The 17,881-nt window shown below is 63.5% G+C and carries 13 protein-coding genes; 6 read left to right on the top strand and 7 right to left on the bottom strand.

Annotated features, from left to right (window positions below):
• Positions 1 to 2: 2 nt before the first annotated feature.
• Positions 3 to 773: a thiazole synthase gene (locus FFS68_RS09485; protein ID WP_137752948.1), complete on the bottom strand. Its 771-nt coding sequence runs from the start codon at positions 771 to 773 to the stop codon at positions 3 to 5.
• Positions 770 to 973 carry a sulfur carrier protein ThiS gene (gene thiS / locus FFS68_RS18260; RefSeq protein ID WP_137752947.1) on the bottom strand — a complete coding sequence of 68 codons (204 nt, stop codon included), beginning with the start codon at positions 971 to 973 and terminating at the stop codon, positions 770 to 772. Before thiS ends, FFS68_RS09485 begins: the two co-directional genes overlap by 4 nt.
• A gap of 80 nt (positions 974 to 1,053) precedes the next feature.
• Between thiS and FFS68_RS09475 the strand changes: the two genes are divergently transcribed.
• The 4 genes from FFS68_RS09475 to FFS68_RS09460 all read left to right on the top strand — a co-directional run bounded on the left by FFS68_RS09475 (position 1,054) and on the right by FFS68_RS09460 (position 4,940).
• The gene (locus tag FFS68_RS09475; protein ID WP_137752946.1) at positions 1,054 to 1,494 is read left to right on the top strand and encodes a type II 3-dehydroquinate dehydratase; all 441 of its coding nucleotides are present in this window, start codon (positions 1,054 to 1,056) and stop codon (positions 1,492 to 1,494) included.
• A gap of 70 nt (positions 1,495 to 1,564) precedes the next feature.
• Positions 1,565 to 2,044 carry an acetyl-CoA carboxylase biotin carboxyl carrier protein gene (gene accB / locus FFS68_RS09470; RefSeq protein ID WP_171003801.1) on the top strand — a complete coding sequence of 160 codons (480 nt, stop codon included), beginning with the start codon at positions 1,565 to 1,567 and terminating at the stop codon, positions 2,042 to 2,044.
• An 8-nt stretch (positions 2,045 to 2,052) separates the two neighbouring features.
• On the top strand, positions 2,053 to 3,414 hold the full coding sequence (gene accC / locus FFS68_RS09465; RefSeq protein WP_137752945.1) for an acetyl-CoA carboxylase biotin carboxylase subunit: 1,362 nt from the start codon (positions 2,053 to 2,055) through the stop codon (positions 3,412 to 3,414).
• A 167-nt stretch (positions 3,415 to 3,581) separates the two neighbouring features.
• Complete coding sequence (locus FFS68_RS09460) at positions 3,582 to 4,940, top strand: L,D-transpeptidase family protein (protein ID WP_171003800.1); 1,359 nt, start codon at positions 3,582 to 3,584, stop codon at positions 4,938 to 4,940.
• A gap of 169 nt (positions 4,941 to 5,109) precedes the next feature.
• On the opposite strand, the gene FFS68_RS09455 is transcribed toward FFS68_RS09460, so the two are convergent.
• Positions 5,110 to 5,841 (bottom strand): murein L,D-transpeptidase catalytic domain family protein, encoded by a 732-nt coding sequence (locus tag FFS68_RS09455; RefSeq protein ID WP_249340105.1) that lies wholly within the window; start codon positions 5,839 to 5,841, stop codon positions 5,110 to 5,112.
• Positions 5,842 to 6,010: 169 nt separating this feature from the next.
• Here FFS68_RS09455 and FFS68_RS09450 point away from each other — a divergent pair, with 169 nt between their 5' ends.
• A complete protein-coding gene (locus FFS68_RS09450) occupies positions 6,011 to 6,355 on the top strand; it encodes an arsenate reductase family protein (protein WP_137752944.1) in 345 nt (114 codons plus the stop codon).
• Here FFS68_RS09450 and recF read toward each other — a convergent pair.
• On the bottom strand, positions 6,352 to 7,461 hold the full coding sequence (recF, locus tag FFS68_RS09445; RefSeq protein WP_137752943.1) for a DNA replication/repair protein RecF: 1,110 nt from the start codon (positions 7,459 to 7,461) through the stop codon (positions 6,352 to 6,354). The genes FFS68_RS09450 and recF overlap by 4 nt on opposite strands.
• Positions 7,462 to 7,924: 463 nt before the next feature.
• On the opposite strand from recF, the gene FFS68_RS09440 reads away from it, so the two are divergent.
• Positions 7,925 to 8,104 (top strand): PspC domain-containing protein, encoded by a 180-nt coding sequence (locus tag FFS68_RS09440; protein WP_137752942.1) that lies wholly within the window; start codon positions 7,925 to 7,927, stop codon positions 8,102 to 8,104.
• Between the two features lie 100 nt (positions 8,105 to 8,204).
• Here FFS68_RS09440 and FFS68_RS09435 read toward each other — a convergent pair whose 3' ends face one another.
• The 3 genes from FFS68_RS09435 to rpoB all read right to left on the bottom strand — a co-directional run bounded on the left by FFS68_RS09435 (position 8,205) and on the right by rpoB (position 17,617).
• Entirely contained in the window at positions 8,205 to 8,915 is a 711-nt protein-coding gene (locus tag FFS68_RS09435) for a TonB-dependent receptor (RefSeq protein WP_137752941.1), read from the bottom strand.
• Positions 8,916 to 9,099: 184 nt separating this feature from the next.
• Entirely contained in the window at positions 9,100 to 13,383 is a 4,284-nt protein-coding gene (rpoC, locus tag FFS68_RS09430) for a DNA-directed RNA polymerase subunit beta' (protein ID WP_137752940.1), read from the bottom strand.
• Between the two features lie 55 nt (positions 13,384 to 13,438).
• Positions 13,439 to 17,617 (bottom strand): DNA-directed RNA polymerase subunit beta, encoded by a 4,179-nt coding sequence (rpoB, locus tag FFS68_RS09425; protein WP_137752939.1) that lies wholly within the window; start codon positions 17,615 to 17,617, stop codon positions 13,439 to 13,441.
• Positions 17,618 to 17,881 lie beyond the last annotated feature (264 nt).

The following is a 17,881-nucleotide window of genomic DNA, read 5'->3' as shown; positions in this document are numbered from 1 at the left end:
CGCTAGATCAGCCCCGCCAGCGGGCTCGACGGATCGGCGTAGCGGCGAACGCCCATGCGCCCCGCGAGATACGCATCGCGCCCCGCCTCGACCGCCAGCTTCATCGCCCGCGCCATGCGGATCGGATCCTTGGCCTCGGCGATCGCGGTATTCATCAGCACCCCGTCGCAGCCGAGTTCCATCGCCACCGCCGCGTCGCTCGCCGTGCCGACCCCGGCATCGACCAGCACCGGCACCGACGCGCCCTCGACGATCAGGCGGATCGTCACCCGGTTCTGGATGCCCAGCCCCGATCCGATCGGCGCGCCCAGCGGCATCACGGCAACCGCGCCCGCATCCTCGAGCTGCTTCGCGGCGATCGGATCGTCGACGCAATAGACCATCGGCAGGAAACCTTCCTTGGCCAGCACCTCGGTCGCCTCCAGCGTTTCGCGCATATTGGGATACAGCGTCTTCGCCTCGCCCAGCACTTCCAGCTTCACCAGATCCCAGCCGCCCGCCTCGCGCGCCAGCCGCAAGGTGCGGATCGCGTCGTCGGCGTTGAAACAGCCCGCGGTGTTGGGCAGGTAGGTGATCTTTTTCGGATCGATATAGTCGGTGAGCATCGGCGCCGCCGGATCCGACACATTGACCCGGCGCACCGCGACGGTGACGATTTCCGCCCCCGACGCCGCGACCGCCGCCGCATTCTGCTCGAAATCCTTATACTTGCCGGTCCCGACAATCAGCCGCGACGTGAATGTCCGCCCGGCAACGCTCCAAGTGTCGGTCAACAACCGCCTCCCACAAAATGAACAATTTCCAGGGCATCGCCCTCGGCCAGCGCCACATCGGCCAGCGTCGAGCGCGGCACGATTTCGCGGTTGCGCTCGACCGCGACCTTTTTGACGTCGAGGCCCAGCGAGGCGACAAGGTCGGCGATGCTGCCTTCGCGCACCTGCCTTGGATCGCCGTTGAGGATGACAGAAATCACCGCGTACCCGCCTTGCTTTGCCTTTTGCCGAGCAGCCCATATAGGGGGAGCGTCCCTTGCCGCAACCGAAAGCCCCAGCATTGACCGACAAGCCGACCGTTTTTGTGTTTTCCGGCCCCAACCTCAACCTGCTCGGCACCCGCGAGCCGGAGATTTACGGCCATGACACGCTGAACGACATCCACGCCCGGCTCGAGGCGCAGGCTGCCGCGCTCGGCCTGCGGGTCGAGTGCCGCCAGACCAACCATGAAGGCGTGCTAATCGACTGGTTGCACGAGGCCTATGTCGCGGGCGCCAAGGCGGTGCTGCTCAACGCGGGTGGCTATACCCACACCTCCATCGCGCTCCACGACGCGATCAAGTCGATCAAGGTGCCGGTGATCGAGGTTCATCTGTCCGATCCGATGCAGCGCGAAGCGTTTCGCCACATCAGCTATGTCGGCATGGCGGCGGTTCAGCATTTTGCAGGCCATGGCGCACACAGCTATACGCTGGCGCTGGACGCCGCCGCGCGTCTCTGACAAGAGGGCGCATCAAAAACGGGGTCTGAGCGTCCTTATCAATGGACGCCGCAACAACAGGAAAATTCTCATGGGTGACCATAAAGACGATGGCATCAATATCGATCCGGCCTATGTGCGCGCGCTCGCCGAACTGCTCGACGACACCAGCCTGACCGAAATCGAAGTCGAAGACGGCGATCGCAAGGTCCGCGTCGCGCGCAAGGCCGCGGTTGCCGCAGCGCCCATAGCGTATGCGCCCGCGCCTGTGGCGGCACCCGCCGCCGCCGTTCCGGCCGCAGCGCCCGCCGCTGCCGCCCCCGCCGCCGACAGCTTTGCGGGCGCGGTGAAATCGCCGATGGTCGGCACCGTCTATCTGTCGCCCGAACCCGGCGCGCCCAATTTCGCCGCCATCGGTTCGGCGGTGAAGGAAGGCGACACGGTCCTGATCATCGAGGCGATGAAGGTGATGAACCCGATCGTCGCGCCGACGTCGGGCACGCTGAAGGCGGTGCATGTCGAGAATAGCCAGCCGGTCGAATTCGACCAGCCGCTGTTCACCATCGGCTGATCAGCCTCATGACCATCGAGAAACTGCTGATCGCCAACCGCGGCGAGATCGCGCTTCGCATCCACCGCGCCTGCCACGAAATGGGAATCAAGACGGTCGCCGTCCATTCGACCGCCGACGCCGATGCCATGCATGTCCGGCTCGCCGACGAGGCGGTGTGCATCGGCCCGCCGGCGGCCAAGGACAGCTATCTCAATATCCCTGCGATCATCTCGGCGGCCGAGATTACGGGCGCCGACGCGATCCATCCGGGTTACGGTTTCCTGTCGGAAAACGAGCGTTTTGCCGAGATCATCGAAGCGCATGACATGATCTTTGTCGGGCCTAAGCCCGAACATATCCGCACCATGGGCGACAAGGTCGAGGCCAAGCGCACCGCGGTCGCACTCGGCCTGCCGGTGGTGCCCGGCTCGCCCGGCGCGGTCACCTATGGCGACGAATGCCGGAAAATGGCGGACGCCATCGGCTATCCGGTGCTGATCAAGGCCGCGTCGGGCGGCGGCGGCCGCGGCATGAAGGTCGTCCCCGACGAGGACAGCCTGGAAAGCCTGATGGGTCAGGCGTCGAGCGAGGCCGCAGCGGCGTTCGGCGATCCGACCGTCTATATGGAAAAATATCTCGGCAACCCGCGCCACATCGAATTTCAGATCTTCGGCGACGGCCAAGGCAATGCCATCCATTTGGGCGAACGCGACTGCTCGCTCCAGCGCCGCCACCAGAAAGTGCTCGAAGAAGCGCCCTCGCCGATCATTTCGGCCGAGGAGCGCGCGCGCATGGGCGGCATCTGCGCCGACGCGATGGCGGCGATGCATTATCGCGGCGCGGGCACGATCGAATTCCTTTGGGAAAATGGCGAGTTTTTCTTCATCGAGATGAACACCCGCATCCAGGTCGAACATCCGGTGACCGAGATGATCACCGGCTTCGATCTGGTCCGCGAACAGATCCGCATCGCCGGCGGCGCTGGCCTGTCGGTGCGCCAGGAAGACCTGGAGTTCCGCGGCCATGCGATGGAATGTCGCATCAATGCCGAAGACCCGCGCACCTTCTTGCCCTCACCCGGCAAAGTAACCAATTATCACGCCGCGGGCGGCATGCACGTTCGCGTCGATAGCGGGCTGTATGCCGGCTATTCAATCCCGCCCTATTACGACAGCATGATCGGCAAGCTGATCGTTTATGGCCGCACCCGCGAAAGCTGCATGATGCGGATGCGCCGCGCGCTCGAGGAAATGGTGATCGCCGGGGTCAAGACCAACATCCCGCTGCATCAGGCGTTGCTCGCCGACCCCGACGTTATTCACGGCGATTATACGATCAAATGGCTGGAAGAGTGGCTGGCGCGGCAGGATGCGGAGGCGAAAGCCTGATCCATCTTAGCTTCGTCATTGCGAGCGCAGCGAAGCAATCTCCCGCCCTCGGCCTTACGCTAGACCGAGGGCGGGAGATTGCCGCGTCGCTTCGCTCCTCGCAATGACGATGAGCTGTGGCTTAGCTCACTTTCACTACCGCCCATTATTGGCTATGGGCTTTAACCATGGCCAAAAACGCATCTTTTTCAGCGCGCCCCGCCGCGATTTTTCTCCTCCCGCTCAGCCTGCTGGCCGCGCCCGCGCTCGCCCAAACCGGGGTGAAGGAGGATTCGGTCGTCCTGCAACCCGACAAGATTGCCGACGATGCGCCGGTGATCGCGGCGCAGATGGAACTGCCGAACTGGTCGGAAGAAAACGCGACCGCGCTGCTCAGCGTTATCGAGAAAATCGGCGCCGAAGGCCTGTTTGCCAAGGATTATAACCCCGACGCCCTCGCCGCGGCGATCCTCGCGGGCGATCAGGCGCGGCTCAACAAGACGGCGACCGACACCTTCCTGCTGCTTGCGACCCATCTGCGCGATGGCCGCACGCCGAATGCGGCACGCAAACAATGGTTCATGGTCGACAGCGACGCCGACAGCGAACCGTTGCTGTCGCTGCTCGGCACCGCGCTGAACGCGGGTTCGATCCGCGAAACGCTGATGGCGCTCAACCCGGTGCACCCCGATTTCGCGGCGCTCAAGGCCTCGCTTGCCAAAACCAAGGCGACCGCCGATGCCAACGCGATCCGCGTCAACATGGAACGCTGGCGCTGGATGCCGCGCGCGCTCGGCGACCGCTATGTCGTCAGCAACGTCCCCGAATATCTGACCCGCGTCGTTCACGGCGGCACGATCATCGCGACGCACAAGGCCGTCGTCGGCAAACCCTCGACCGCAACCCCGCAGCTCAACCCGATGGCGACCGGCATCATCGTCAACCCGACATGGACGCTGCCGCGCAGCATCATCAATGAAGGCATCGGCGCCACGATCGCGCGCAACCCCGCCTCGGCGCGCGCGCAGGGCTATACCTGGACGGGCAGCGGCAAGACCTTGTCGGTGGTGCAAAAGGCGGGCCCGGGCAACGCGCTCGGCGTGATGAAGATGGAGATGCTCAACGAGCATGCGATCTACCTCCACGACACTCCGTCAAAGGGCGCCTTTGCCGCTGCAGCCCGCGCGTTCAGCCACGGCTGTATCCGCACCGAAAAGGCGCTGCATTTTTCGGGGCTGATGGCGGTGATGTTCGCGGGTCAAAGCCCCGAAGTCTTTGGCGAGGCGATCGCCAGCGGCAAGACGACGCGCTTCGGCTTTGAAAACCCCTTCCCCGTCTATGTCGCTTATTGGACCGTCATTCCCGACGGCAAGGGCGGGATCAAGAAACTCGCCGACCTGTACGGCCGCGATGCGCCGGTGGTGGCCAGCTTTGCCAAGCCGGGCCGTCCGACCGCCGCGATCATCGCGCCGGTGGCACCGCCGGTGGTCCCGACCGTCGAAACCACCGCCCGCGTCACGACGCCGGGGACGAGCGGGATTTATTGAGCGGCGGATGGCGGCGGATTTGTCGACCTGAACAGTCGTCATCCTGGACTTGATCCGGGATCCATCCGCGCTAGCAGTATAGAGCCGCGCCAGCGGTCGTGGACCCCGGATCAAGTCCGGGGTGACGAAAACATGGCGGCAGTTCCCTACCCGAAAGCCGACGCTCCGCCTAATCCGCGGTCGTCGGAAACGTCCCGCTGACCGAACCAGCGCGGCGGATATTGTCGGCGACCGGGGGCAGCTGGAATGGCGCGGGCACCGGCGGCATCTCGCTCAGCCGGTCGGCGAACAGCAGCCGCCCCGGGCCGAGTTTGTAGAGGATCATCGGCAGCAGGTCTTCGCCAAAGACGAAGCATCCTTCGCTGCGCCCCAGCTTGCCCTGGGTCGCGATCAGCGACGGGTCGGCGTACCACGCACCATGGACGACGATGGCGCGCATATCGGCGCTGTAATTATCGGGCTCCAGCCCCGCGAGCCGCATCGACGACCCGTTGGCGCCCCAATAATAATCGCCGGTGCGATAGGCGCCGCGCGATGTCGCCAGGCTGCCCATGCGGTTCGAAAAGCTCTTGAGCCAGCCGTCATGTTGCGGGTCGGAGCCTCGGCCGTGGGTGACCGGGAACATATCGACCCTACCCGCCACCATATCGACCAGCGCAAAGCGCGGCCGGGCCGATGGCAGACCGAAATCGACAACGCCGACGCGGTCGGTCTGCGGGATATTGCGGCTCTGCATCGCCAGCTGCTGGCGCGCGACGGCCAGATAATCGACCGGCGGCGGTAACGGCGCCACCGGCTGCTGGATCCAGTCGGGCAGTTGCGCGCGCAACGGCGCGGCGGCCAGCGCCCCGGCCCCGGCCAGCCCGGCGAGCATCGCCCTGCGATCGAACAATTCAGTCACGTTTAACCCAACCCCGCATTGGCCGCCTTTGGCGATCCTTCGACTTTGCATAAGTCGTATATTGGCCGCGAAAGGCAAGCGGGTGGTTCCCTGTCATGCGGGCAGATGTGCCATATATGCTATGAATAGCGGGTTTACGGTCCGCTAAGCCGAAGTTAGGACGCGGTCCATGAACGCAACCATCTGGCACAACCCCGCCTGCGGCACGTCGCGCAAGACGCTCGCGATCCTGCAAGACACGCCGGGCATCGACCTGACGGTCATCGAATATCTGAAGCATCCCTATGCAGCGGACAAGCTGCGCCAGCTGTTCGCCGACGCGGGCCTGACCGCGCGCGCGGCGCTGCGGCTGCGCGGCACCGACGCCGAGGACCGCGGGTTAAACGACGCCAGCGAGGAAATCATCATCGCCGCGATGGCCGCCAACCCGGCCTATGTCGAACGCCCGATCGTCGAGACCGCCAAAGGGGTGCGGCTGTGCCGGCCGCAGGATTTGGTGCGCGAGATTCTTTAAGCGGCGGCGATCCGCCCGCCGCTGATCCAGAATCGGGTCACCGGCCCCGGCATGTCGGTGAACAGCGCCGCCTCGGTACCGGTCAGCCACGCCTGCCCGCCCTGCCCCGCGAGCCGCTCATAGAGCGCGCCGCGCCGCAAGGGATCGAGATGCGCCGCGACCTCGTCGAGCAGCAACACCGGCCGCTGGCCCCGCGCCCGCGCGACGCAATCGCTATGCGCCAGCACCAGCGACAACAGCATCGCCTTTTGCTCGCCGGTCGAACAGCGCGCCGCGGCGCGGCCGGTCGCGGCATGAACCGCGATCAGGTCGTCACGATGCGGACCGGCGGTCGCCCGCCCCGCCGCGGCGTCGATCCGCCGCCGCGCCAGGAACAACGCCTGCAACGCTGCGCCATCGTGCGGCGCCGCGCGCGCCGCACCGTCGCTGTCGACCAGCGTCAGCAGCGGGCGGGCAAAGGGCGCATCGGGCTGTTCGGCCAGCTCGGCCGACAAGGCCGTCAGCATATGTTGCCGCGCCGCATCCATCGCGGCGCCATGTTCGGCGAGCTGCGCCTCCAGGCTGGCCAGCCATTGCGGGTCGGCGCTGGCAGGGTCGGCCAGCAGCTTGCCGCGCGCGCGCAGCGCCGCCTCGTACCGGTTGCTGTGCTGGGCGTGGCGCGGATCGAGCGCGAGCACCAGCCGATCGAGAAAGCGGCGCCGATTGCCCGCGGTCTCCACAAACAGCCGGTCCATCGCGGGGGTCAGCCACAGCACCGCCAGCCATTCGCCCAGCGACGCCGCGGCGGCGGCGCTGCCGTTGATCCGCACGATCCGCCGCCCCGGGTGCGCAGGCTCGATCCCGGTCCCCAGCGACACCGGCGCCAGGTCGGCGGCGGCCGAAACCTCGGCGAACACGGCAAAACCGCCAGCCGCCCCGTCGCGCACCATCTCGCCCAGCGCCGCCCGGCGCAGCCCGCGGCCGGGCGCGAGCAGCGAAATCGCTTCCAATATATTGGTCTTGCCCGCGCCATTGTCGCCGTGGAGCGCGACCAGTCCCGGCCCCGCCGCCAGCTCGGCACCGGCATGATTGCGAAAATCAGTCAATGAAAGGCGGGTCAGCGTCATCGCCTATGCCGCTACCGCAGCTGCTCCCGCCACGCCAGCCCACAGCCGCCCGTGCCATCCCCGGCTGGGCGAACCACGCCATATCGATCACGTCGCCCAAAGCGCCGCTTGGTGCGTGACAATTTTCAATTATCGGTAATTTTGACCAATTCACCGCAATTATTGCGCTGAAATAATCTGTCGCAATGCCACAAACCCCGCTTAACCGCCAATGAATGAATTTGGCACGGTCCCTGCAGTAGTGTCGGCATCCACCGAATGGTTCGGATGGAAGGTTCAAGGAAGGAAAATATCATGGCCCATTTCAACGTCGACTCGTTCAAGAGCTATGCGATTGCCGCTGTTGCTTCGCTGTACTGCTCGATCATGTTCCTCGCCGCCGTCGGCCCCAGCAATCTGATCGCCTGATCAGCCGCGGCGCACAATCAACGCCGGCCATGCGGCCGGGATGGAAAGGAAAGAAATGAAACAGGGTTTTCGCAAGAATCGTCGCAATGGTGTGATCTTCGGCGTCTGCGCCGGGATGGCAGACCAGTTCGGCTTCGACGTCTTGTGGACGCGCGTCGGCTTTGTCGCTTTGACGCTGCTCGGCTTCGGCCTCCCACTGCTGCTGTACCTCGCGGTCGCGATCCTCGCGCCTTAAGGGCAGAGCATCAGGGCCGGACGCCTTTCAGGCGCAGTCGCACCGGCCCGCCTATCCCCAAGCAACCAAGGGCTCACCGGCCACCCCGGTGGGCCCTTTCCTATTTCGGCCGCACCGTGAAGCGATACGGAATATACAGGAACACCTCGGTCGCGCTCGCCTGTGCCCAGCTCAGCTGCTCGTTCAGCCCCTGGACCTCGACCCCATAATCGGGCCCAAAGGCGGTCGCACTCTTCAACGCTTCGGCCGCTACCAGCCGGACGATCTCGCCGCGATACTGGTCGGGGTTGATGATCGTCAGCGTGATGCCGCTGCGCCGCTCGATCAACGCGCGTCCCTCTGCCGGGACCGCCTTGATAAAGCCGTCGATCCGCGATTGCGCGCTGCCGACCGACCCCGCCAGCTTGGCCTTGACGAACACCGCAATCTCGCTGGTATCGGGTCGCCCGCCGCGGCCGAACGCAAGGTCGCGATAATTGGCGAGCGTGACCTTGCTCAGTTCGAATTCACCGGTGACCAGCTCGACGCCGGCCGCATCGGCGCGGCGGATCGCCGCGTCGATCATGGCATGGATTTCGCGCTTGCGAACCTCCTCCTCGCGCGAATCCGAAGTGAATTTAACCGGTTGGATCGCGCTGTCGGCGGGGCGGCGCAATCCGATGACGGTTTGTTCGTCCGACAGATAATCGGCCGAGGCGCGCTGGCCGGTGACGATCACTTCGCCTTCGATGTTGCTGTTATCCTGCGCGGCGGCCGCGCCGCTTGTCGCGGCCAGAACCAGTGCGGCGCCTGCCAGCCATGATCTGCTCATCCTGATATCCCTCCATCCCGAAATTCACTTGATGGACAAAGGCGTATCAGGTGGCGTGCCGAGCGGGAACGGGCAAAATATACCCGGTCATCGCGTGCATCGGAAACGCGCGCGCCCAAAGCAAAGGGGCTCGCCAGTCACCCGGCGAGCCCCCTTTTGTCTCAGGCATCGATGACGAGGCGGCTTATGCCTCGCTGTCACCTTCCGGACGATCCTCGACCATCACATCGTCGGCCGTGAAGTCTTCGCCCTGGACCTTGCCCAGCGGATCGTCGCCGATCGCCGCTTCGGGGCCCTGCGCCAGTTCGGCGGCATGCTCTTCGGCGGCGGTCGTCGGAGCGATCAGATGCTCCTGGTTGGCGGCGCGCATCGCAGCGCGCAGCGCGGCATCCTTGCTCGACGCGGTAACGCGGACACGGTTCATGGCAGCGCCGGTACCCGCCGGGATCAGGCGGCCGACGATGACATTTTCCTTGAGCCCGATCAGCGAGTCAACCTTGCCCTGCACCGACGCCTCGGTGAGAACACGCGTCGTCTCCTGGAACGATGCCGCCGAAACGAAGCTGCGCGTTTGCAGCGACGCCTTGGTGATGCCCAGCAGGACCGGACGGCCCTCCGCAGGCACGCCATTCTTCGGCAGCTTGGCGTTATATTCCATCATCTCCAGATAATCGAGCTGTTCGCCCGGCAGCAACGTGGTGTCGCCGCCAGCGGTGATCTCGACCTTCTGCAGCATCTGGCGAACGATCACCTCGATGTGCTTGTCGTTGATCTTCACGCCCTGCAGTCGGTACACTTCCTGGATTTCGGCGACCAGATATTCGGCCAGCGCCTCGACGCCCATGACGTCCAGAATGTCGTGCGGGTTCGGCGAACCGCTGATCAGCGCGTCGCCGCGCTTGACCTGGTCGCCTTCCTGCACTTCCAGCACCTTCGACTTGGGGATCAGATACTCGATCGGATCGCCTTCTTCCGGAACGATCGCAATCTTGCGCTTCGCCTTGTAATCCTTGACGAATTCAATGCGGCCGCTGATCTTGGCGATGACGCTGTTGTCCTTCGGAATGCGTGCTTCGAACAGCTCGGCCACCCGCGGCAGACCGCCGGTGATGTCGCGCGTCTTCGACGCTTCACGGCTGACACGGGCCAGAACGTCACCCGCCTGCACCGTCTGACCGTCCTCGACCGACAGCATCGTGCCGACCGCGAGCAGATAGCGCGCGGCTTCGCCCGAAGCATCGTCGAGCAGGGTCAGGCGCGGCTGAAGGTCTTCCTTCTTGGCGCGGCCCGCCGAACGATATTCGATCACGACGCGCTGGGCGATGCCCGTCGCTTCGTCGACCTGTTCGATCAGGGTCTTGGTATCTTCCAGATCCTGATATTTCACGACGCCCTGCTTTTCGGTGATCAGCGGCATGGTGAACGGATCCCATTCGGCAATCCGCTCGCCCTTCTTGATCTTGTCGCCGTCCTTGTGGAGGATTTGCGCACCATAAGGCAGCTTGTGCGACGCGCGCTCGCGGCCTTCGCTGTCGATCACCGCGACTTCGCCCGAACGCGCCAGCGCCAGGCGGCGCCCACGCTGATCGACGATCGTCGGCATGTCACGATATTCGATCGTCCCGTCCGAGATGGATTCGACGTTCGACTGTTCGTTGACCTGCGCCGCGCCACCGATGTGGAAGGTACGCATGGTCAGCTGGGTGCCGGGTTCACCGATCGACTGGGCAGCGATGACGCCGACCGCTTCGCCGATGTTCACCGGGGTCCCGCGGGCAAGGTCACGGCCATAGCATTTGCCGCACACGCCCAGCACCGCTTCGCAAACCAGCGGCGAGCGGATTTTGACCGACTGAACTTCGGCGTCTTCGATCCGCTGCGTCGTCGGTTCGTCGAGCAATGTGCCGACCGGCGCGATGACATTGCCGTCCTTGTCGACGACATCTTCCAGCGTCGTGCGACCCAGGATGCGCTCGCCCAGCGAGGCGATCGTCGAACCGCCCTGGATGATCGCGCGCATTTCCATGCCGCGTTCGGTGCCGCAATCTTCCTCGATCACGACGCAATCCTGCGACACGTCGACCAGACGGCGGGTCAGATAACCCGAGTTTGCCGTCTTGAGCGCCGTATCGGCCAGCCCCTTACGGGCGCCGTGGGTCGAGTTGAAATATTCAAGGACGGTCAGGCCTTCCTTGAAGTTCGAGATGATCGGGGTTTCGATGATCTCGCCCGACGGCTTGGCCATCAGGCCGCGCATCCCGGCGAGCTGCTTCATCTGCGCCTGCGAACCACGGGCACCCGAATGCGCCATCATATAGATGGAGTTGATCGGGGCCATGCGGCCGTCGGGCAGGATCGGCGTGGCACGGATTTCGTCCATCATCGCGTTCGCGACCTTGTCGCCGCACTGCGACCAGGCGTCGATCGCCTTGTTGTACTTTTCCTGCTGCGTGATCAGGCCGTCCTGATACTGCTGCTCGAAATCCTTCACCAGCGCGCGGGTTTCGTCGACCATGCCGACCTTTGACGCCGGGATGATCATGTCGTCCTTGCCGAACGAGATGCCCGCCTTGAACGCGTTGCGGAAACCCAGCGCCATGATGGCGTCGGCGAACAGCACGGTCTCTTTCTGGCCGGTGTGACGATACACCTGATCGATCACGTCGCCGATTTCCTTCTTGGTCAGAAGGCGGTTGACGACGTCGAACGGCACGGTGTGCGATTTCGGCAAACATTCGCCGATCAGCATACGGCCCGGGGTCGTTTCAAAACGCTTGAAATACTCCTTGCCGGCTTCGTCGGTCTGCGGAACGCGGCTGATGACCTTGCTGTGCAGCGTCACGGCACCAGTGAACAGCGCCTGATGCACTTCGGCCATATCGGCCAGCAACATGCCTTCACCGGGTTCGCCATCGCGTTCCAGCGACAGATAATAAAGACCCAGCACCATGTCCTGCGACGGCACGATGATCGGCTTGCCGTTCGCGGGGCTCAGGATGTTGTTGGTCGACATCATCAGCACGCGCGCTTCGAGCTGAGCTTCCAGCGACAGCGGCACGTGGACGGCCATCTGGTCACCGTCAAAGTCGGCATTGAACGCGGCGCAGACCAGCGGGTGAAGCTGGATCGCCTTGCCTTCGATCAACACGGGCTCGAACGCCTGGATGCCCAGGCGGTGAAGCGTCGGGGCGCGGTTCAACAGGACCGGGTGCTCGCGAATGACTTCGTCGAGGATGTCCCAGACTTCCTTGCGTTCCTTTTCGACCCACTTCTTCGCCTGCTTCAGGGTCATCGACAGACCCTTGGCGTCGAGGCGGGCATAGATGAACGGCTTGAACAGCTCGAGCGCCATCTTCTTGGGCAGGCCGCACTGGTGCAGCTTGAGTTCGGGACCGGTCACGATGACCGAACGGCCCGAATAATCGACGCGCTTGCCGAGCAGGTTCTGACGGAAGCGGCCCTGCTTGCCCTTGAGCATGTCGGACAGCGACTTCAATGGACGCTTGTTGGCGCCCGTGATCGTGCGGCCGCGGCGGCCGTTATCGAACAGCGCGTCGACGGCTTCCTGCAACATGCGCTTTTCGTTGCGGACGATGATGTCCGGCGCGCGCAGTTCCATCAGGCGCTTCAAACGGTTGTTACGGTTGATCACGCGGCGGTAGAGATCGTTCAGATCCGACGTCGCAAAGCGGCCGCCGTCGAGCGGCACCAGCGGGCGCAGTTCGGGCGGGATCACGGGAACGACTTCCAGGATCATCCATTCGGGGCGGTTGCCCGAATCGATGAACGATTCCACGACCTTGAGACGCTTGATGATCTTCTTGGGCTTCAGCTCCGACTTGGTCGTCGCCAGGTCTTCCATCAGGTCGACACGTTCCTGCTCCAGATCGAGATTTTCAAGCAGGACGCGGATCGCTTCGGCGCCGATACCGGCCGAAAAGGCGTCTTCGCCATATTCGTCCTGAGCGTCGAGCAGTTCGTCCTCGGTGAGCAGCTGGAATTTCTCGAGCGGGGTCAGGCCGGGCTCAAGGACGATATAGGCTTCGAAATACAGCACGCGCTCAAGCTGCTTGAGCTGCATGTCGAGCAACAGGCCGATGCGCGACGGCAGCGACTTCAGGAACCAGATGTGCGCGACCGGCGCGGCCAGCTCGATATGGCCCATGCGCTCGCGGCGGACCTTGGTCACCGTGACTTCGACACCGCATTTTTCGCAGACGATGCCCTTGTATTTCATGCGCTTATACTTGCCGCACAGGCACTCATAATCCTTGATCGGGCCAAAGATGCGGGCGCAGAACAGGCCGTCACGCTCGGGCTTAAACGTGCGATAGTTGATGGTTTCGGGTTTCTTGATCTCGCCGAACGACCACGAACGGATGCGCTCGGGGCTCGCGATGCCGATCTTGATCATGTCAAAGGTTTCGGGCTTGGCGACCGGGTTCATGAAGTTGGTAAGCTGGTTCATATTCTAGCTCCACTCTTCCCCCCTCGCGCTGGGCGAAGGGGGTGAGGATAAGATCTTATTCGGCGGCTTCGGGAAGGGCGTCGGGCGCCTCGTCGGGGTCCTGCTCCGCATGCGAAGACAGTTCGACGTTGAGGCCCAGCGAGCGCATTTCCTTGACGAGCACGTTGAAGCTCTCCGGAATGCCGGCCTCGAAGGTGTCGTCGCCCTTGACGATCGCTTCGTAAACCTTGGTGCGGCCGATCACGTCATCGGACTTCACCGTCAGCATTTCCTGGAGCGTGTACGCCGCGCCATAGGCCTGGAGCGCCCAGACCTCCATTTCCCCGAAGCGCTGGCCACCGAACTGCGCCTTACCGCCCAGCGGCTGCTGGGTGACGAGGCTGTAGGGGCCGATCGAACGCGCGTGGATCTTGTCGTCGACCAGGTGATGGAGCTTCAGCATATAGATGTAGCCCACCGTCACCTTGCGATCGAAGCGATCGCCGGTGCGGCCGTCGTACAGGTCCGACTGACCCGATTCATGCAGCCCCGCGAGGGTCAGCATGTTGGTCACATCGGCTTCCTTGGCACCGTCGAACACCGGGGTCGCAAACGGCACGCCAACCCGTAGGTTTTCGGCCATTTCAACGATGTTATCGGCATCGCGCGACTTGATGTCATCGGCATATTCACTGCCATAGACATGCTGAAGCGCGTCGCGGACGGCTTCGGGCATCTGACCGCCGGTCACATCGGGATTGGCATCGCGCCATTCGTCGAGCGCCTGCGTCACCCGCTGCCCCAGACCGCGCGAAGCCCAGCCAAGGTGGGTTTCCAGGATCTGCCCGACGTTCATGCGCGACGGCACGCCCAGCGGGTTCAGCACGATGTCGACATGGGTGCCATCCTCCAGGAACGGCATGTCCTCGACCGGCAGCATCCGCGAAATGACGCCCTTGTTGCCGTGACGGCCGGCCATCTTGTCGCCCGGCTGCAGCTTGCGCTTCACCGCGACAAAGACCTTGACCATCTTGAGCACGCCCGGGGCGAGTTCGTCGCCGCGCTGCAGCTTTTCGACGCGATCTTCATATTTCGCGTTGATGCGCTTGATCGCGTCATCATACTGCGCCTTGATCGCTTCCAAAGCGGTCTGGCTGTTGTCTTCGACAACCGCCAGCTTCCACCAATCGGCGCGATCAAGTTCGACCAGCATCTCTTCGCTGACGACGTCGCCCTTCTTCAGACCCTTCGGCACCGCGCTGGTCGTCTGACCGATCAGCAAATCTTTTAGGCTCGAGAAGGTCGCACGGTTCAGAATCGCGCGCTCATCGTCGGCGTCCTGCTTCAGCCGCTCGATCTCTTCGCGTTCGATCGCGATCGCGCGCTCGTCCTTGTCGATGCCGTGGCGGTTAAAGACGCGGACTTCGACGACGGTACCCGACACGCCCGGCGGCAGGCGAAGCGAGGTGTCGCGGACGTCGCTGGCCTTTTCGCCAAAGATCGCGCGCAGCAGCTTTTCTTCCGGCGTCATCGGCGATTCACCCTTGGGGGTGATCTTGCCTGCCAGAATGTCGCCCGGGCCGACTTCGGCACCAATATAGACGATGCCCGCTTCGTCGAGGTTGCGGAGCGCTTCCTCGCCGACGTTCGGGATGTCGCGGGTGATGTCTTCAGGGCCAAGGCGGGTGTCGCGCGCGGTGACTTCAAATTCCTCGATGTGGATCGAGGTGAAGACGTCGTCCTTCACGATGCGTTCGCTGATGAGGATACTATCCTCATAATTATAGCCGTTCCACGGCATGAACGCGACGAGCACATTCTTGCCCAGCGCCAGCTCGCCCAGCTCGGTCGACGGACCGTCGGCGATGATATCGCCAGCACGCACGATTTCGCCCACCTTCACCAGCGGACGCTGGTTGATGCAGGTGTTCTGGTTCGACCGCTGGAACTTCTGGAGGCGATAGATGTCGACGCCCGACTTGCCGGGTTCGACCATATCGGTCGCACGGATAACGATACGCGTCGCATCGACCTGGTCGATCACGCCGCCGCGGCGCGCCGCGATGGCGGCACCGGAGTCACGCGCGACGGTTTCTTCCATGCCGGTGCCGACGACGGGCGCCTCGGCGCGCAGCAAAGGCACCGCCTGACGCTGCATGTTCGATCCCATCAGGGCGCGGTTGGCGTCATCGTTTTCCAGGAACGGGATCAGCGACGCGGCGACCGAAACCAGCTGCTTCGGCGACACGTCCATCAACGTGATCTGATCCTTGGGCGCCATCAGAAACTCGCCCGCTTCGCGCGCCGAGATCAGCTCGTCGATAAAGCTGCCGTCGGCGTTCAAATCGGCGTTCGCCTGCGCGACGGTGTGCTTCTGCTCTTCCATCGCCGACAGATAGACGACCTCGGTCGTCACCTTGCCGTCGATGATCTTGCGGTACGGGGTTTCGATGAAACCATATTTGTTGACGCGCGCAAAGGTGGCGAGCGAGTTGATCAGACCGATGTTCGGGCCTTCCGGCGTTTCGATCGGGCAGATACGGCCATAATGGGTCGGGTGAACGTCGCGGACTTCAAAGCCCGCACGCTCGCGGGTCAGACCGCCCGGCCCAAGCGCCGACACGCGGCGCTTGTGGGTGACTTCGGACAGCGGGTTGGTCTGATCCATGAACTGCGACAGCTGCGACGAACCAAAGAATTCGCGCACCGCGGCGACCGCGGGCTTGGCGTTGATCAGGTCGTTCGGCATGACCGTCGACACATCGACCGAGCTCATGCGCTCCTTCACCGCGCGCTCCATGCGGAGCAGGCCGACGCGATACTGGTTTTCGAGCAGCTCGCCGACCGAACGGACGCGGCGGTTGCCGAGGTTGTCGATATCGTCGATTTCGCCCTTGCCGTCCTTCAGGTTCACCAGCTCCTTGACGACCGCGAGGATGTCGTCGCTGCGCAGCGTGGTGACCGTGTCCTCGGCGTCGAGGCCAAGGCGCATGTTCAGCTTGACGCGGCCCACCGCCGACAGGTCGTACCGCTCGGGGTCAAAGAACAGGCCGCCGAACAACGCTTCGGCGGTTTCGCGCGTCGGCGGTTCGCCGGGACGCATGACGCGGTAGATGTCGCTCAGCGCCTGGTCGCGATCCTCGGCCTTGTCGGCCTTCAGCGTGTTGCGGATCCACGGACCGGTGTTGTTGTGGTCGATGTCGAGCAGCACCAGCTTCTCGATACCGGCGCTGTCGATCTTTTCGAGATTTTCGGCCGACACTTCGTCACCGGCTTCGATGTAAATCTCGCCGGTCGCGTCATTGACCAGGTCATAGGCCGAATAGCGGCCAAAGATTTCCTCGGTCGGGATGAGCAGCGTGTCGAGACCGTCCTTGGCCGCCTTGTTGGCGAGGCGCGGGCTGATCTTGTGCCCGGCGGCGAACACGACTTCGCCGGTCTTGGCGTCGACGACGTCGAACGCCGGCTTCGACCCGCGCCAGTTTTCGACCATGAACGGCACTTTCCAACCATTCCCGGCGCGCTCAAAGACGAGGCGGTCGTAGAAATGGTTGAGGATTTCCTCGCCCGACATGCCCAGCGCATAAAGCAGACTGGTCACCGGCAGCTTGCGCTTGCGGTCGATACGGACGTTGACGATGTCCTTGGCGTCGAATTCAAAATCGAGCCACGAACCGCGATAGGGAATGACGCGGGCAGCGAACAGGAACTTGCCCGACGAGTGGGTCTTGCCACGATCATGGTCGAACAGCACACCCGGCGAACGGTGCATCTGCGACACGATGACGCGCTCGGTGCCGTTGACGAAGAAGGTGCCGTTCTCGGTCATGAGCGGCATGTCGCCCATGTAAACGTCCTGCTCCTTGATATCGAGCACCGAACGGGTGTCGGTTTCGCTGTCGACTTCAAAGACGATCAGACGCAGCGTGACCTTCATCGGCGCCGCATAGGTGATGCCGCGCTGGCGGCATTCGTCGACGTCATATTTCGGCGATTCGAGTTCGTAATGGACGAAGTCGAGCTCGGCGGTGCCGGCGAAATCGCGGATCGGAAAAACGCTGCGCAGCGTCTTTTCCAGGCCCGAAACATAGCCGACCGAGGGGTCGGACCGCAGGAATTGTTCATAGGATTCGCGCTGCACCTCGATGAGGTTAGGCATTTCCACCGCTTCGTGGATGTTGCCGAACAGCTTGCGGATCCGCTTGCTTGCGGTTGCTTCGAGGGTCTTGCCCACCGACTTCGCCTTGGTCGCCATAAGTGATTGTCTCGCCTGTCAAAAATCCAAATCGCGGGCGCTCCGACGCGAAAAAAGCCGCAGGCAACCGTTGCCGGTTTACCGCAGCTTTCCAACGCCTGTCGAAATCCCCGCCGACCTATCCGTACAATCCGCTGCGCAAGGCGGACTCTATCTCGAACGATGGGGTGTGACGGCGATATAGGATTTGCGGGGCAAGGTGTCAACGCTGTTGGGGCGGTTGTCGATGATCGCGGCCGTCCGTTTTGGGGTGGGGCGCGGACG

The organism is Sphingopyxis sp. L1A2A, assembly GCF_005502465.1.
In the GTDB taxonomy this organism is placed as follows: domain Bacteria; phylum Pseudomonadota; class Alphaproteobacteria; order Sphingomonadales; family Sphingomonadaceae; genus Sphingopyxis.
The sequence above is the reverse complement of the archived record's forward strand: the minus strand, read 5'-3'. Positions and strand labels throughout refer to the sequence as shown.

Excerpts from the sequence above, each read along its gene's own strand:
- FFS68_RS09460 (WP_171003800.1), top strand. The coding sequence starts at position 3,582 with ATGGCCAAAAACGCATCTTTTTCAGCGCGCCCCGCCGCGATTTTTCTC.
- accC (WP_137752945.1), top strand. The coding sequence starts at position 2,053 with ATGACCATCGAGAAACTGCTGATCGCCAACCGCGGCGAGATCGCGCTT.
- rpoB (WP_137752939.1), bottom strand. The coding sequence starts at position 17,617 with ATGGCGACCAAGGCGAAGTCGGTGGGCAAGACCCTCGAAGCAACCGCA.
- FFS68_RS09450 (WP_137752944.1), top strand. The coding sequence starts at position 6,011 with ATGAACGCAACCATCTGGCACAACCCCGCCTGCGGCACGTCGCGCAAG.
- FFS68_RS09435 (WP_137752941.1), bottom strand. The coding sequence starts at position 8,915 with ATGAGCAGATCATGGCTGGCAGGCGCCGCACTGGTTCTGGCCGCGACA.
- rpoC (WP_137752940.1), bottom strand. The coding sequence starts at position 13,383 with ATGAACCAGCTTACCAACTTCATGAACCCGGTCGCCAAGCCCGAAACC.
- accB (WP_171003801.1), top strand. The coding sequence starts at position 1,565 with ATGGGTGACCATAAAGACGATGGCATCAATATCGATCCGGCCTATGTG.
- FFS68_RS09440 (WP_137752942.1), top strand. The coding sequence starts at position 7,925 with ATGAAACAGGGTTTTCGCAAGAATCGTCGCAATGGTGTGATCTTCGGC.
- recF (WP_137752943.1), bottom strand. The coding sequence starts at position 7,461 with ATGACGCTGACCCGCCTTTCATTGACTGATTTTCGCAATCATGCCGGT.